The sequence below is a fragment of the Paraburkholderia sp. BGA-UO-ETr-F21 genome, assembly GCF_059567925.1.
Genome location: NZ_JCAQOY010000029.1, coordinates 452,805 through 467,719, shown reverse-complemented (window position 1 = coordinate 467,719; position 14,915 = coordinate 452,805). Strand labels below are relative to the sequence as shown.

The following is a 14,915-nucleotide window of genomic DNA, read 5'->3' as shown; positions in this document are numbered from 1 at the left end:
CATTTTTCGTTCATGCTGCGGTGCGCAAACGCGCACCGCAGCGTACGGACGGGCTTTTTTTTGGGTATGATCGAAAGACTCAAATGCCGGAGTCTTGTCATGTCGCACGTCGCTGAATCAGCGCAGTCTTCCCCGTCTCCCGACTCTGTTTCGAATCCCGCCTCCTCTGCGTCACTACCCGCTTCACTGCCTTGGGTCACCCGTCTCGTGTCGATGGACACGGTCAGCCGCAACCCGAATCTCGGCCTGATCGAAACCGTGCGCGACGAGCTGCGCGCCGTTGGTATCGAGGCCACGCTCACGCACGACGAGAGCGGCAAATGGGCCAACCTGTTCGCGACGATTCCCGCACACGACGGCGAAACGAACGGCGGCGTGGTGCTGTCGGGTCACACGGACGTCGTACCCGTGGACGGCCAGCAATGGGACAGCGATCCGTTCAAGCCGGAAATTCGCGGCGACAAACTCTACGGCCGCGGCACTTGCGATATGAAAGGCTTTATCGGCGCGGCGCTCGCGCTCGTGCCGGACATGCAGCGCACCAAACTCGCCAAGCCGATTCACTTCGCCCTGTCGTTCGACGAGGAAGTGGGCTGTGCGGGCGCGCCCCTACTGATTGCCGACCTGATGAAGCGCGGTGTGAAGCCGGACGGCTGCATTGTCGGCGAGCCGACCAGCATGCGGCCCATCGTGGCGCACAAAGGCATCAACGCCTACCAGTGCTGCGTGCGCGGTCAGGCCGCGCACTCGTCGCTCACGCCGAAGGGGTTGAACGCGATCGAATACGCCGCGCGTCTGATCTGCTACATCCGCGACATGGCCGACCAGTTCCGCGAGCAAGGCCCGTTCGACGAACTGTACGACGTGCCCTTCACCACCGCGCAAACCAGCACGATCGTGGGCGGCAATGCGATCAACACGGTGCCGGCCGAATGCAAGTTCCAGTTCGAATTCCGCAACCTGCCCACGCTCGATCCCGAGCCGATTTTTGCGCGCATCGATCAATACGCGCGCGAAACGCTGCTGCCGAAAATGTTGCGCGAGCATCCATCGGCGGCGATTGAAATTACAAAGATTGCCGCTGCGCCCGGCCTCGATTCGTCTGAACAAGCCGCGATCACGCAACTGGTGCGCGCGTTGACCGCCGATCAGGACAAGCGCAAGGTCGCTTACGGCACGGAAGCCGGCCTCTTCTCGCTGGCGGGGATTCCGAGCATCGTCTGCGGTCCGGGCAACATCGAACAGGCGCACAAGGCCAACGAATTCGTCGCGCTGGATCAACTGGTGGCGTGCGAGCGCTTCCTGCAGAAATTCATTCACAGCATGTCGGTCGACGCGCACGCGCACTGAAACCGAGCCGCCCGAAAAGAGTCTTACTCATACCGACTTTCGCACACCCACGCCATGTCAACTGCCGCGCCGCAACACACCGACCATACGATCGACGGCGAGCCGATCCCCACGCTCGACGACATCGCCGCGCAGCACTTTGCGTTGACGCCGTGGGTGACGCGAACGCCGGTATTCGACAGGGTGGACTTTCCGTCGCTGGAAGGCACGCTGGTGAATTTCAAGTTCGAACTGCTGCAGGCGGGCGGCAGCTTCAAGGCGCGCGGCGCATTCACCAATCTGCTCGCACTCGACGAAGCCCAACGCAGCGCGGGCGTTACGTGCGTGTCGGGCGGCAATCATGCGGTGGCGGTCGCGTATGCGGCCATGCGCCTTGGCATCAGCGCCAAGGTCGTGCTGTTTCGCGCGGCCAATCCGGCGCGCGTGGCGCTGTGCCGGCAGTATCGCGCCGAGATCGTATTCGCGGAGAACATTGCCGAGGCATTCGAACTGGTCCGCCGCATCGAGGCGGAAGAAGGCCGCTATTTCGTGCATCCCTTCAACGGCTATCGCACGGTGCTGGGTTCGGCCACGCTCGGCTACGAGTGGGCCACGCAAACGCCCGATCTCGAAGCGGTGATCGTGCCGATCGGCGGCGGCGGCCTCGCCGCCGGTGTCGCGACGGCCATGCGGCTCGCGAATCCGAACGTGCATATCTATGGCGTGGAGCCGGAAGGCGCAGACGTGATGGGCAAGAGTTTCGCCGCCAATCACACGGTCAAGATGGGCCAGATGCACGGCATTGCCGATTCGCTCATGTCGCCGCACACCGAGGAATACAGCTACGAATTGTGCCGCCGTCATATCGATCAGCTCGTCACGGTGTCCGACGACCAGTTGCGCGCGGCGATGCTCACCTTGTTCGGACAACTGAAGCTTGCCGTCGAACCGGCCTGCGCGGCAGCCACCGCCGGCTTGCTCGGCCCGCTGCGCGAACAGTTGCAAGGCAAGCGCGTGGGCGTTCTGCTGTGCGGCACCAATACCGACCCGGTCACATTTGCAGCGCATATCGAGCGCGCGCGGCATAGCGAGTCACTGTTTCCGCAATAAAGAAACAAACGTCGCGTTCCTGGCCAAAAGACTAGCCTATCCTTCTCAGGTTGGTATCATTCGAACATCGACTTCTGGGAGGAACCTCTATGAGCATGGTCAAGGAATTCAAGGAATTTGCCCTCAAGGGCAACGTGATGGATCTCGCGGTCGGTGTGATTATCGGCGGCGCGTTCTCCACCATCGTCAATTCGATTGTCAAAGACCTGATCATGCCGGTTGTCGGGGTTGCCACCGGCGGCCTCGATTTCTCCAATAAGTTTGTTCGCCTCGGCGAGATTCCTCCTAGCTTCAAAGGCAGCCCCGAGTCGTATAAAGACTTGCAAACGGCGGGCGTCGCCGTATTCGGTTATGGCTCGTTCATCACCGTACTGATCAACTTCCTGATTCTCGCGTTCATCATTTTCCTGATGGTCAAGTTCATCAACAATCTGCGCAAGCCGGCTGAAGCCGCACCGGCAGCACCGCCGCCGACACCGGAAGACGTGCTGCTGCTGCGCGAAATCCGCGATTCGTTGAAGAACTCACCGCGTTAAACGTTCCGGCGCGTCAGCCGCCGGCAAAGCAAAAGGCCTGTTGCGAGTCAATCGCAACAGGCCTTTTTCATATCGTGAGCCGATGCGCGCGGCGTGCATCCTTAAATCTCTTTCTGCTCCTTCCGACTGACCGCGCCTTCGATCATCGTCTCGAGCTGGCTGAAATTGACAGGTTTGGTCAAATGCGAAGTAAAGCCGGCACTGAGGCAACGACGCACGTCTTCGTCGGTGCCGAAGCCGGTCAACGCCACCGCGGGCGCGTCCGAGTGTTCGCGGAACGCCTTGATGAAGTCGAGGCCCGTGCCGTCGGGCAAACCCACGTCGCTGACAACCAGATCGAAATTCTGCAATTGAGTAGCGGCCAGCGCGTCGTCCACCCGGCCCACCGTCGTCACCTCGTGGCCGAGGCTGCGAATCAGTTGCGCCATGACCTCGGCGGTGTCCACGTGATCTTCGATCAGCAGGATGTTCAGCAGGCCGGCCGGATGCACGGCGTCCGGCACCACGACGGGTGAAGTTACCTCCGGCGGCATGGCCGTCGGCAAGGTGATCGTGAAGGTTGCGCCGCAATGTGCGCCGGGGCTTTGCGCGGTCACCGTGCCGCCGTGCACGTCGGTCAGCGCCTTCGTGATCGCGAGCCCGAGGCCGAGGCCGCCGAACTGCCGCGTCATGTTCTGGTTGCCCTGCTCGAACGCATTGAAGAGTTTGCCGATCTGCTCCGGCTCGATGCCGATCCCCGTATCTTCGACCGAGATCTGCACATGCATGCGTTCGTCGCGCGTGCGTACGTAAATATGGCCGCCGTCCGGCGTGAACTTGGCGGCATTGCGAATCAGATTCCACAGCATCTGTTGCAGCCGGGCGCGATCGGCCAGCACGTAATGATGCCGGGCGTTCTTGTGAACATGCACGTCCTGCTGCTTGACCTGAATCTCGCTGCGAAACAGTTCGAGCACGCTGTCCATCACGTCGTGCACGTCGACGGTTTCCAGCGTCAGGCGCAATTTGCCGTTCGCCACTCGCGTCAGGTCGAGCAGGTCGTCAATCAGCCGCGCTTCGAGTTCGACGTTGCGGCGGATCATGCGCACGCTCGCGCGCGCCTGATCGGGCAGCCCCGGAATCATCTCCAGCACGCTGGCGCCCGCGAGCACCGGCGTGAGCGGCGTACGCAATTCGTGCGACAGCATGGCCAGAAAGCGGTCCTTGGCTCGGTTGGCTTCTTCCGCAATCTGGCGCGCGGCCTGTTCCGAAGCAAGCAGCCGCTCGCGCTCCTCGATCGCCTCGCGCTGCGAATGAATGTCCGTGCAACTGCCGAACCATTTGCTGATGTTGCCTTCAGCGTCGCGCATCGCCACCACCCGGGCGTCGAACCAGCGGTATTCGCCGTCGTGGCGGCGAATCCGCAGCTCGTGCCGGTAGTCGCCGGCGTTGCCCGACACCGCCTTGAGCCAGCTGCGGCGAATCGCTTCGCGGTCGTCCGGATGCACGGCGTCGAGCCAGGCGAGACCATGCGAGCTGCCTTCGGCAAGGCCCGTGTAGTCGTACCACTGCTTCGACAGAAAATCGCAGTCGCCCGCGGCGTTGCAGGTCAAGACGAGGTGCGGCAACGCCTCCGACAAGGTGCGGTAATGCTGCTCGCGATCGCGCAACAGCAAGGCTTCGTCCGACGCTCTCTGCAGACGCACTTGCGAGAGCACCCGCTCGACGGCTTCAGGAAGGTAATCGAGGTAATCGCCGGATTTCGGCACCACGTCCGACACGCCCGCGCGCAGCGCTTCAATGACGCGCGATTCGTCGGTAAAGCCGGTCACGAGGATGGCGGGAATCCGCACGCCTTCCGCGCGCAACCGGCGAAAGAAGTCGAGGCCGGTCTCCGGCCCGCTGAGTTGATAGTCGAGCACCAGCAAATCGGGGCCGCCGCCCGCGAGCCGCTCACGGGCCGCGTCGACGCCGGCGCAGATGGCGACCCGGCAGCCGGCGCGCTCGAGCGACTTGCGCGCGAGCCGCAGGATGCCTTCGTCGTCATCGACGACGAGCACGTAGGCGGCATGCTGCGTGGACACGTCTTCGGTCATGCGGAGTCTTCTCTGGCTAAGGTCTTCAAGTGGTCTCTATCTTGTCACGAGCGGCTTTCGGCCACCTTCATGCGAGTGTTGCATTACGGCGCCGCGAGGCGCTGCCCGGACGGCAGTTTGACCACTTGCAGGAAAAACCCGAGGCGGCGCACGGCTTCGATGAACGCATCGTATTCGACCGGCTTGGTAATGTAGACGTTGCAGCCGAGTTCGTAGCAGCGCGCGATTTCCCGCGGATCGTCGGTGGTGGTCAATACGATCACCGGCACGGCGGCCGTCTGTGGCGATTCTTTGAGACGTCGCAAGACTTCGAAGCCGTCTACCCGCGGCATTTTCAGATCGAGCAGGACGACGAAATTCATCAGATCTTCGCGCGCCGGGCAAGACTTGCCCGCCTGGTCGACGCCGGCACTCGCGGCGGCGTCCGCCGGCGCCGGGCCGAAGAAATAATCGAGGGCCTGCTGGCCGTCGTGAAAACGCACGAAACCGTTCGAAATGCCGGCACGGCGCAAATTGCGCTCCACGAGCGTGGCGTGGCCGTCGTCATCTTCGATCAGAACGATGCTGACCGTTTCCCCGTGACTCATATGCTCTCCGTGCTGAACGATGCGTGGATGCCTGCCCGCCCGTGATTATCTTCGCTGCCGCCGCGTCTGCGCGCTCATGTCATGTTCAAAGGCGTGCGGGCTGTTCCGGCAATACGACGAAAAAGGTCGAACCCGCGCCTTCCGCCGATTCGACCCACACCCGCCCGCCATGCCGCTCAACCATGCGCCGCACCACGGCGAGGCCGATGCCGTCGCCTTCGGCGACGTCGCCGTGCAGGCGCTGAAATGCCCTGAACACTTTCGACATATACGCAGCCGGAATGCCGAGGCCGTTGTCGCGCACATAATACGTGCGCATGCGCACCGAGCGCGGCTCCGTGTCCTCGACCGGCTCGGGTTCCAGCGCGCCGACTTCGATGCGTCCGTTGCGCGCCGGATCCAGATAATTCAGTGCATTGCCGATCAGGTTGCTGAAAATCTGCTCGATCGCGCCCGGGTCGCCCCATGCGGGCGGCAGCTCGCGCACGGTCACCACGGCCGAGCGTTGGCCGATCACGCCTTGCAGCGCGTCGACCACCCGGCCCACCACGCGCCCGACGCTCACGCGCTGCCACTGATATTCGAGCCGGCCGGCGCGCGAAATCCGCAACAGCGCGTCGATGATGGCGGCGGCTTGCGTCACCGCGGTGCGCAAATAGTGCAAGGACTCGCGCACGTCGCCATCGAGAATATGCACCATACGTTTATGCTCGGCTTCCGGCAATCTGGCCGCCTCGACGACGCTATCCAGTTCATTACAGGAGACCTGCAACTCCTTCGAGAAACCTTGCAGATTCACCAATGGCGAGCGCAGATCGTGCGACACGCTGTAGATGAACATTTCATTGTCTTGCGTCTCCTGACGCAACTCCTCGTTGACGCCGGCCAGTTCGCTCGCGCGCGCTTCGAGCCGCGTTTTCAACATGGCCTGCTCGGCCTCGGCCTCGCGCAGACGCGTACCGGTCTGATGCAGCACCGTGTCGAGCGCGGCGATTTCGTCGCTGCCCGACAAAGGCGCGGCGAGCGTGCGCCCGCTGCCCAGACGCTCCGCGTTACCGGTCAACACTTCCAGCCGGCGGCCGATGCTGCGCGCAAACACCACGGCGGTCGCCGCCCAGATCAGCATCGAGCCCAGCACGGCGCCGATCAGCGCGTATTGCTGACGCGCCCGCCGTCGCGCGAGCGCCGCCGAGCGGTCCGCGTCGAGCCGCGACGCTTCGTCGCCGAACGCCGCGAGTTCCTCGCGAAATAGCGCGATCTGCTGCGGCAACGCGCCGGTCTCCAGCGCGGCGAACGAATTCGGCGCGCGTCCCGCATGCAGCGCCTGCGAGATCGCGACAGTCTGCGCGCGATAGGCGTCGATCGCCCGCTGCATCTTGTGCACGCGCTCGACCTGTTGCGGCGCATCGGCAACCAAAACTTCGAGCTTCGACAGACGATCGCCGAGATCGACCCAGACGGTATGGCGGTCGATCAGCGACGCGTCGCCGATCACCATGGCGGTGCGAACCCGCGCCGCCTGACGCAACAACGGATCGACAATGGCCGACGACTGATAAAGGATCTGCTTGCTGTTGGTAACCCACTGCGCGGCCTGCGCTGTCTGCTCCTGGGTATCGAAGACGACGCCGAGAAGCGCCAGCTCGACCGCGCTTGGCACGGCGATCAGCAGCAGACCCTTCGTGAATAGTTTCATGTTCGCCCGAAGGGTCGCAAAGGGTCGCTCAAGCCGCGGCGCTCGTAATGCCGGCCATGCCGCGCCGCGCTGGCGGCCTTGGCGGTGACGGGATCGGCGAGCATGGCGCAGTGCAGCCGGACGGGCCATTATCGACGTGAATTGGAGATATTTCAACGTAGCGGCAAGATGCGCTCGCCCACACAAAAATGACTTTTTTATTGGTATGAGATGTTTTTTCCGCGCCTCGTGCGTCTATGATGGAGACAGATGTGCTGGGAAGCGAAAGCGCGCGGCGAGGCGGTTCGGCATGATTCGTGCGGGAGGCGGTGGGGCGGCGCAGTCGTCGAATCACCGTGAATCCGGCCTTGTCGTATGCTATAAAAGATCGACGTGCGGCGCGCGAAGCCGGGAGTGGTCGCATGAGGACGCTGCGTTTCTTGCAATTCTTTTTCAGGCGAATTTTTATGTCCTTCCCGAAAAAGCGTAGACGCGCGAAGGTGGACGGCGATGAGTCGTTCCTCGCGGTACTACGGCATTTCAAGCCGTTCGGTCAGCTCGACACCAAAATTGCGCGTGCTCGCGCGCAAGACGAGCCGGTCCTTTATGCGCACGTGCTGCCTGGGCTCGACGTACTCTTGTGCAGTGTGCGTGGCGCACAACCGCCCTATCCGGCTCCCGCCGAATTGCGGCGCCGCTGCATCGAATCCATTACCAATGCACTGGAGCAACCGCTCGACGGGCTCGAGAACGGCGGTTACTGGTATGAGGCGGATGGCTTCGGTTTCCTGGTGTTCGCCAGCCGGGCTCGCGGCAAGATTCTCACGGAATTCGGCGCGACCCGCATTGGCGGCGCCCGTCGTGGGGTTCGCCGTCAGGACGCGGCCGGGGATGCGGCTCCGCGATCGCTGCGATAGACGGCTGCGCTCGGCCTCAACGGTAGATAATCAAGTTCGCAACGCCAGCGCCTGATCGCGGAGTCGATCAGGCGTTGGCGTTGTGTCGTTTCTCGTTGTGTTGTTTTCCGCGGTGTGCCGGCTGCGTCGTACCGTTACGTGGCTGCGTCACGACATTCCGTGACGTGACGGCGTGACGTTTCCGTTACCTCATTGCTGCTTCGCATTCGATCCGCGCCGCGGCCCGGCTTTAATCGCGTCCACGCGTGCCGAACTGGCCGATCTCATTTCGTCGCGATGTCATCCATGCGGTCGCGCACTGGCGGCACGCTGATCAGCCACAGAAAAATCAACGACAGGCCACCGCCCAGGCTCCAGCTCAACCACTCCGCAGGCAGAACGAAAGGCATCAGCTCCCCTTGTATGCAGCCGCGCTAGCCGGCGACATCACCGCCGGCTTCTTATCCGCGGCACCGGGCGACGATGCGCCACCCGAAGACTTGTTGACCGGCGCGCCATCCAGAGAAATAGCGACCTTCGGCTGCTGCTTCACGCCCGGCGGCGGCGCCGTCGGCGCCTGCCGGACCTGCGCCAGCAACTGGTTGCATGGCAACGGCTTGTTGTTGCTCGGCGCGAGCAACGGAATCAGCGCCGCGAACGGATTGATCAAGCCGAGGCCGACGGCCGCGCCGCCGCGCAACGCCAGCGCGGCAGCGTTCACGCCAACATGCGGATCCTTGAAGGTGCCTTTCACATAGAGCGGCGAGCGCAGCGAGAATACCCGGAAGCCCTTGGTATGCGGATGCACGCCCAGGTCCATCGACTCGTCGCGCAGATTCACATTGCCGTCGATGTCGATCACCGCGTCGTCCGTATCGAGCGCGAAGACACGCGAATCGAGCACGCCATTGGTGGCGACAAAATCGGCGGCCGCGCAGTTGATCTTCACGTCTCGATTGCCGAACAGCTTTTCATACACGACGTTCGCCACGTTCAAGCCGGCCGCTTCCATCAGCAGGCGGCTTACCGTGCCGTCCGTCACCAGCGCCTTCACCTCGCCGTTCGAGGTGGCCGCGAGCGCGGCCGGCGAATTGCCCGTCGCCGTCAGCGCGGCGTCGCCGTTAATTTCGCCGAGCGCGTTCTGCATCGTCTTGAAGTTCGGAAACAACTGCTTGAGCTTGAGATGCCGCGCCGATGTGGCGAAACGGCCCTTCAGCGGCGTCGCACTGCCGTCCAGATGGATGTCCGAAGCGAGCGTGCCGCCCGCCACGCCGAACTTCAGCGGCTCCAGCGAGAGCACGCCGTCGGTCATCACGATATGCGTATATAGATCCGTGATCGGCAGATTGACGTCCTTCACGATGCGCCGGCCGGTAAACTTCACGTCGGCGTCGATCGCCTTCCAGCGGTCGGTGCGGAATTCTTCGACCGGCAGCGCCTTGTTGGAAGGTTGCGCCGTTGCGTCACCGCGCTTGGCCTTGCTCGCGTTCGAATCCGCGCCGATCACCGGCGCCAGATCCGAGAATTGCAGCAGATGCGAGACCAGTTCGCCCTGCAACAACGGACGCGATTCACGCGCCGTATAGGTCAACGAGCCGTTCAGATCGCTGCCGCCGACCCGGCCTGTAAAATTTTCATACTTGAAGACGCTGCCGCTGGACTTGAACTGGCCGACGAAGCGTCCTTCGGTCGCATACGGCGGCGTGTCGGGAAGGGTCACGCCCGTCAGCGAATAGAGACGCGCCATGCTGTTGCCTTGCAGCCAGAGGCGCAGATCGACCGCAGCAAGATGCGCCGGGTCGGTGATCGTACCGACGAGACCGACATGCAGATCGCCCGCCTTGACATCGGCCTGCACCGGGAACGGCCGGTTTGCGTCCTGTAACGCCAGCACGCCGCCGACCTTACCGCTGCCCGACACCGGCGTCTTGTTGTAAGTCCCTTTGACGGTCCAGCCGATGGCGTAGGGTGGAATCTCCCGTTTCGCTACTGCCTGAGCCTCGGCACTGCTTGCACCGCTTGCTCCGCTCACACCCGTAGCCGGTGCCGACGCCACGACCGCGCTGCTCGCGCCCGCGCCAACGGCAGCGCTGGCGCCTTTCGAGCCGCCCGCGACCATCGCACCCGAGGCGCCGGTGGCCGCCGTCGTGCCCGACGCCGTGATATCCGTGGCCGATGCGCCCGAGGCCGCCGCTGCGGAAGCCGCTGCGGCTTCGGATGCCGCCTGCGCATTCGCCTGCGCGGTTAGCTTGTTCGCGCCCGACTTGCCGATCGCTTCCGCCGACGCGCTGCGCGACGCCGCTTCCTGCTGCTTCATCGCCTCACCGATCGGAATCGGCTGCCCGAGCGTATCGACGACCATCTGCATGTCGACTTTCTTCTGCTGATCAGACAACGCAATGTTGCCCTTGGCGAAAGCGATATCGTGCAGATCGAGTTTCCATTCGGAAGGCCCGCTGGACGAAGCCAGTTTGAAAGTCCAGTTGTTGCGCCCATCGAGCAGGCGCTCGAGGTCCACCGAGGGATTCACGAGGTTGATCGCGGGAATCACGATATCGTGCGCGAGCAGCGGCAACACCTTGACCTGGAAGTCGATCTCGTCGAGCGTGGCGAATTGCGGCTGCCTGGTCCAATCCGGATTGCCGACGGTAATGTTGGCCGCCGAGAAACGCGGCCAGGGTACCCAGCCACGCCAGCCGGTCTCACCCACCGGATGCCGCCAGCCCACTTTCAGGTCGCCGTTAATGGCGAACGGCCTGCCGATCGCCTGCGTGACCTTGTCGTTGATATAGGGCCTTGCCCGGTTCCAGTCGAAAGTCAGGATGAAAATGGTCAACGCCACAATCAGAATGACGATGATCGCCAGCAACCATGCGATGATTTTTCCGATCCGTCTTCCGATCGTGCTCGACACTGCCATTGATAGGCTCCGCTGTTGGTTCCAGGTTGATCACCGACCAGCACGTTGCGTGCCCGCTGGGTGGCCGTCAAGTGCTAGTGCATTGCCGTTTTATCATGCTGCACCGCCGGCCGCGCATTCACCGCGGGAACGGTTGCTAACGCGTCATTACCCCATCACCGCGAGCTTCGACCTCATGCATTGCCTATTACGGTCCCACTCATGACCGACGTTCCCTTGGTTTTCGCTGACGGCATCGTGCGGCGCGATGCCGTGCGCGGCCAGACGCTGCTGCAACCCACCACCTTCGCGTTGCATGCGGGCGACCGCGTCGCGGTCACCGGGCCGTCCGGTTCGGGCAAGAGCGTGTTCCTGCGCGCCCTCGCCCTGCTCGATCCGCTCGATGCGGGACGCATTATGTGGCATGGCGCGGCGGTGGAGCGCGCCGCCATACCGCGCTACCGGCGCAACGTGGCGTATATCCGGCAGCGGCCCGCGCTGCTCGACGGCAGCGTGGAAGACAATCTGCGCTATCCGTTCGAACTGCGCGCCTATCGCGACGTGCGTTTCGATCGCGCGCGCGCCGCGAGCCTCGCCGCTCAGGCCGGCCGTGGCAACGACTTTCTCGACAAGAGCGCCAGCGAACTGTCCGGCGGCGAGGCGCAGATCACCGCGCTGATTCGCGTGTTGCAACTGACGCCCGAGGTCCTGCTGCTCGACGAACCCACCGCCTCGCTCGACCCGGAGTCGTCGCGCGCGATCGAAGGTCTGGTGCATGCCTGGTTCGACGCCGATCCTCTGCGTCATGCGTCGACCTGGGTATCCCACGATCCGGCGCAAGCCATCCGCATGAGCGAGCGGCATCTGGTCATGCGCGCAGGCGTCCTCGGTGAAACGGCGCGGCAGGAAGAGCCGACCGAGCGTCACGATCATCCGGAGTTCGGCCAATGACATTGCAAAACCTGAGTCTCTGGGATGTCGCGATTGCGGCGTTGCTGATCGTCGTGAACGGCGTAGTGTCGGTTGCGCTCAGGCTCGATCTGGAACGCAAGCTGGCATGGGCCGCCGTGCGCACCGTCGTACAGTTGCTGGCGATCGGCTACGTGCTCGGCTGGGTGTTCCGTTACGACCGTTGGTACGTGGTGCTGCCGCTCATGATCCTGATGACGCTGATCGCCGGCTTCGCGGGCGCGCAGCGCGGCAGCCGCACCTATCACGGACAACGCGCGGACAGTGTGCTGTCGATCTGGATCAGTTCGTGGCTGGTGGCCGCGGTCGGGCTGTTCGTCGTGATCCGCATTCACCCGTGGTACGAGCCGCAGTATGCGATTCCGATTCTCGGCATGATCCTCGGCAATACGCTGACCGGCGTGTCGCTCGGTATCGAACGGATGACCGAGGAGTTGACCGCGCGGCGCGACCGCGTCGACATGGCGCTCGCGCTCGGCGCGACGCGTTGGGAAGCCGCGCAGGCGCCGGCGCGGCAAGCGGTGCGCGCGGGCATGATGCCGACGCTCAATCAGATGGCGGTAGTCGGCGTGGTGAGCCTGCCCGGCATGATGACCGGCCAGGTACTGGCCGGCCAGTCGCCGCTACAGGCCGTGCGTTATCAGATCGTGATCATGTTTCTGATCGCTGCGTCGTCGGCCCTCGGGACGGTGGGCGCAGTGTTGCTCACGTACCGGCGGCTCTTTTCGGCGGAGCACCGGTTTCTGTCCGCGCGGCTCGTGGAGCGGACCACGGCGCGGCGTTAAGCGCGTCCGCCCGCTCTTGCGCGCGCCCGACTCAACGCTTCGCGCTGATCGCGATTTCCGTGCCGTCGCTGAGCGTGAGCGTTTTCGTGCTGCCGTTGACAGGCATCGTGAATCGCACGATCTGACTGACGCTGACGTCGTTCGGACACTTGAGCGTTTTGCCGCCGCTCGTCACTGATTTCACGCCGTGCGGTGTCTGTGCCTGGAAGCTCAATTGCACGGTTGCGGTGCCGTCAGCGGCGACGACCGGCGCAAAACGGATCTGCGTCTGGCGAATCATCGCGCCGTTGGTATCGAGCGGCAGCGACGCGTAGTTCGGGCATGCATCCGTGGCGGGAACCGGGCCGCCGGGCGGCACGGTCTTCCACGTGAAGTCATCCGATTCGCCGGAGCGGATCGTGCGGGTTTCCTGCGAATTGCCGAACTGTTTCGACGTGACGCGAACCGTGTAGCGGATCGGGCCGTCGAGGGCGGACTGGGACGTGACCGTGATCGGCGTGGCCGCGTGGGCCGCCGGCACCAGCATGCCGGGCGCGAGCGCGCAAGCGAGAGAAGCGACAACTGAAACGGCGGAGAGTCTGAAGCTCATACTGTCACCTCGTTGTTGTGCCGCTGCGCGCTCGCTTCAGCACGACTGCCCACGCACCGCGTGACTGGATGAAGCCGGTCGATGCCTGGCCAGCCGGGGCTGCGAGACACGCAGCTGTTTTAGCATGATGCCCCGTCAGTCTAACGCCAAGCGAAGCCGCGCGCGCTGCCCGCGAATCGGGTGTTAACCCGCTTGCGGCAACGCGTTTTCTGCGCGCGCGGCCGCGCAGGCGCGCGCCGCGCCGTTCTGCTACGAATCGTCACGCACGCCGCGAGAACGCGCCGTTTGATGCACTTTAAATGAAAACGGCCGGCGCGCATGGCTGCGACGCCGGCCGTATGAGCCAGGCTTGCTGGTTCAGGCGCGGTGCGGCTTAGTCTGCAAAGCCCGTCAGCACCAGCTTGCCGATGGCCCGCCCTTCTTCGAGCAGTTGATGCGCGCGGCGCAGATTCGCCGCGTTGATGGCGCCGAGGTCCTGACCTACCGTGGTGCGCAACGTGCCCGCATCAACGAGACGCGCGACTTCGGTCAGCAGTTTGTGCTGCTCGATCATGTCGGGCGTGCCGAACATCGAACGGGTGAACATGAATTCCCAGTGGAACGCGGCGCTCTTCGCCTTCAGCAGTTCGACCGGCACCGGTTTGCTGTTTTCCACAATCGTGCAGATGCCGCCTTGCGGCTTGATGACTTCGGCCGCCGCGGGGAAGTTCTTGTCGGTGTCGTTGAACATGAGCACGTAATCGACCTCGTCGATCCCGAGCTTTTTCAATTGCGCGGGCATATCGCCGAAGTGATCGACGATGTGATCCGCGCCCAGTTCCGTCGCCCATTTCGCCGATTCGGGCCGCGATGCGGTCGCGATCACCGTGAGCTTCGCAAGTTGCTTCGCCAGTTGAATACCGATCGAACCGACCCCGCCCGCTCCGCCGATGATCAACACGGTCTGCCCCTCATCCGCGCCTTGCGGCGACACGCCGAGGCGGTCGAACAGGGCTTCCCAGGCGGTGATCGCGGTCAACGGCAGCGCGGCCGCGTGCGTGAAATCGAGCGACGCGGGCTTGCGCCCGACGATGCGCTCGTCGACCAGGTGGAATTCGCTGTTGGCGCCCGGCCGCGTAATGCTGCCCGCATAGAACACAGGATCACCCACTTTGAACAGCGTCACGTCCGGACCGACCGCGACGACCGTGCCGGCGGCATCCCAGCCGAGTACGCGCGGGGCTTTTTCGACGGTGTCCTTCGGGGCGCGCACCTTGGTGTCGACCGGATTGACGGAAATGGCTTCGACCTTGACCAGCAGATCACGACCGGTGGCCTCGGGCTTGGGGATATCCACATCGACCAAGGCTTCGGCTTGATCAATGGGCAAGTAGCGATAGAGACCGACAGCTTTCATACATGCTCCTGTTCGTTCAGACGAAATGGGAGGATCGCGATCCTTGCGCAGAGCCTGTCGCGCCGCTGA

The 14,915-nt window shown here is 63.6% G+C and carries 13 protein-coding genes; 6 read left to right on the top strand and 7 right to left on the bottom strand.

Annotation, left to right across the window (positions count from 1 at the left end; all coding sequences use genetic code 11):
* The first annotated feature begins 99 nt into the window (after positions 1 to 99).
* The 3 genes from argE to mscL all read left to right on the top strand — a co-directional run bounded on the left by argE (position 100) and on the right by mscL (position 2,975).
* Positions 100 to 1,350: an acetylornithine deacetylase gene (gene argE, locus AC57B1_RS18550; protein ID WP_408343470.1), complete on the top strand. Its 1,251-nt coding sequence runs from the start codon at positions 100 to 102 to the stop codon at positions 1,348 to 1,350.
* 54 nt (positions 1,351 to 1,404) lie between these two features.
* Positions 1,405 to 2,439 (top strand): threonine/serine dehydratase family protein, encoded by a 1,035-nt coding sequence (locus tag AC57B1_RS18545; protein ID WP_408343468.1) that lies wholly within the window; start codon positions 1,405 to 1,407, stop codon positions 2,437 to 2,439.
* 89 nt (positions 2,440 to 2,528) lie between these two features.
* Complete coding sequence (mscL, locus tag AC57B1_RS18540; RefSeq protein WP_408343466.1) at positions 2,529 to 2,975, top strand: large conductance mechanosensitive channel protein MscL; 447 nt, start codon at positions 2,529 to 2,531, stop codon at positions 2,973 to 2,975.
* A 101-nt stretch (positions 2,976 to 3,076) separates the two neighbouring features.
* Here the strand turns inward: mscL and AC57B1_RS18535 are convergent, their stop codons facing one another.
* The 3 genes from AC57B1_RS18535 to AC57B1_RS18525 form a co-directional block, all read right to left on the bottom strand.
* Positions 3,077 to 5,050, bottom strand: a complete 1,974-nt coding sequence (locus AC57B1_RS18535) for a hybrid sensor histidine kinase/response regulator (protein ID WP_408343464.1) — start codon at positions 5,048 to 5,050, stop codon at positions 3,077 to 3,079.
* Positions 5,051 to 5,133: 83 nt separating this feature from the next.
* Positions 5,134 to 5,637 (bottom strand): response regulator, encoded by a 504-nt coding sequence (locus AC57B1_RS18530; RefSeq protein ID WP_408184648.1) that lies wholly within the window; start codon positions 5,635 to 5,637, stop codon positions 5,134 to 5,136.
* An 85-nt stretch (positions 5,638 to 5,722) separates the two neighbouring features.
* The gene (locus AC57B1_RS18525) at positions 5,723 to 7,333 is read right to left on the bottom strand and encodes a sensor histidine kinase (RefSeq protein WP_496418247.1); all 1,611 of its coding nucleotides are present in this window, start codon (positions 7,331 to 7,333) and stop codon (positions 5,723 to 5,725) included.
* Between the two features lie 401 nt (positions 7,334 to 7,734).
* Here AC57B1_RS18525 and AC57B1_RS18520 point away from each other — a divergent pair, with 401 nt between their 5' ends.
* Complete coding sequence (locus AC57B1_RS18520) at positions 7,735 to 8,229, top strand: hypothetical protein (protein ID WP_091794435.1); 495 nt, start codon at positions 7,735 to 7,737, stop codon at positions 8,227 to 8,229.
* Between the two features lie 263 nt (positions 8,230 to 8,492).
* On the opposite strand, the gene AC57B1_RS18515 is transcribed toward AC57B1_RS18520, so the two are convergent.
* A complete protein-coding gene (locus tag AC57B1_RS18515; RefSeq protein WP_496418246.1) occupies positions 8,493 to 8,618 on the bottom strand; it encodes a hypothetical protein in 126 nt (41 codons plus the stop codon).
* Positions 8,618 to 11,128: an AsmA family protein gene (locus tag AC57B1_RS18510; protein WP_496418245.1), complete on the bottom strand. Its 2,511-nt coding sequence runs from the start codon at positions 11,126 to 11,128 to the stop codon at positions 8,618 to 8,620. Before AC57B1_RS18510 ends, AC57B1_RS18515 begins: the two co-directional genes overlap by 1 nt.
* Before the next feature lie 201 nt (positions 11,129 to 11,329).
* Here AC57B1_RS18510 and AC57B1_RS18505 point away from each other — a divergent pair, with 201 nt between their 5' ends.
* Positions 11,330 to 12,058 (top strand): ABC transporter ATP-binding protein, encoded by a 729-nt coding sequence (locus AC57B1_RS18505; protein WP_496418244.1) that lies wholly within the window; start codon positions 11,330 to 11,332, stop codon positions 12,056 to 12,058.
* Positions 12,055 to 12,861, top strand: coding sequence for an ABC transporter permease (locus AC57B1_RS18500; protein WP_496418243.1), 807 nt, complete (start codon positions 12,055 to 12,057; stop codon positions 12,859 to 12,861). The genes AC57B1_RS18505 and AC57B1_RS18500 overlap by 4 nt, the downstream gene beginning before the upstream one ends.
* A gap of 31 nt (positions 12,862 to 12,892) precedes the next feature.
* On the opposite strand, the gene AC57B1_RS18495 is transcribed toward AC57B1_RS18500, so the two are convergent.
* Complete coding sequence (locus tag AC57B1_RS18495) at positions 12,893 to 13,450, bottom strand: DUF6013 family protein (RefSeq protein ID WP_408343451.1); 558 nt, start codon at positions 13,448 to 13,450, stop codon at positions 12,893 to 12,895.
* A gap of 373 nt (positions 13,451 to 13,823) precedes the next feature.
* The gene (locus tag AC57B1_RS18490) at positions 13,824 to 14,846 is read right to left on the bottom strand and encodes a zinc-binding alcohol dehydrogenase family protein (RefSeq protein WP_091794445.1); all 1,023 of its coding nucleotides are present in this window, start codon (positions 14,844 to 14,846) and stop codon (positions 13,824 to 13,826) included.
* Positions 14,847 to 14,915: the final 69 nt, after the last annotated feature.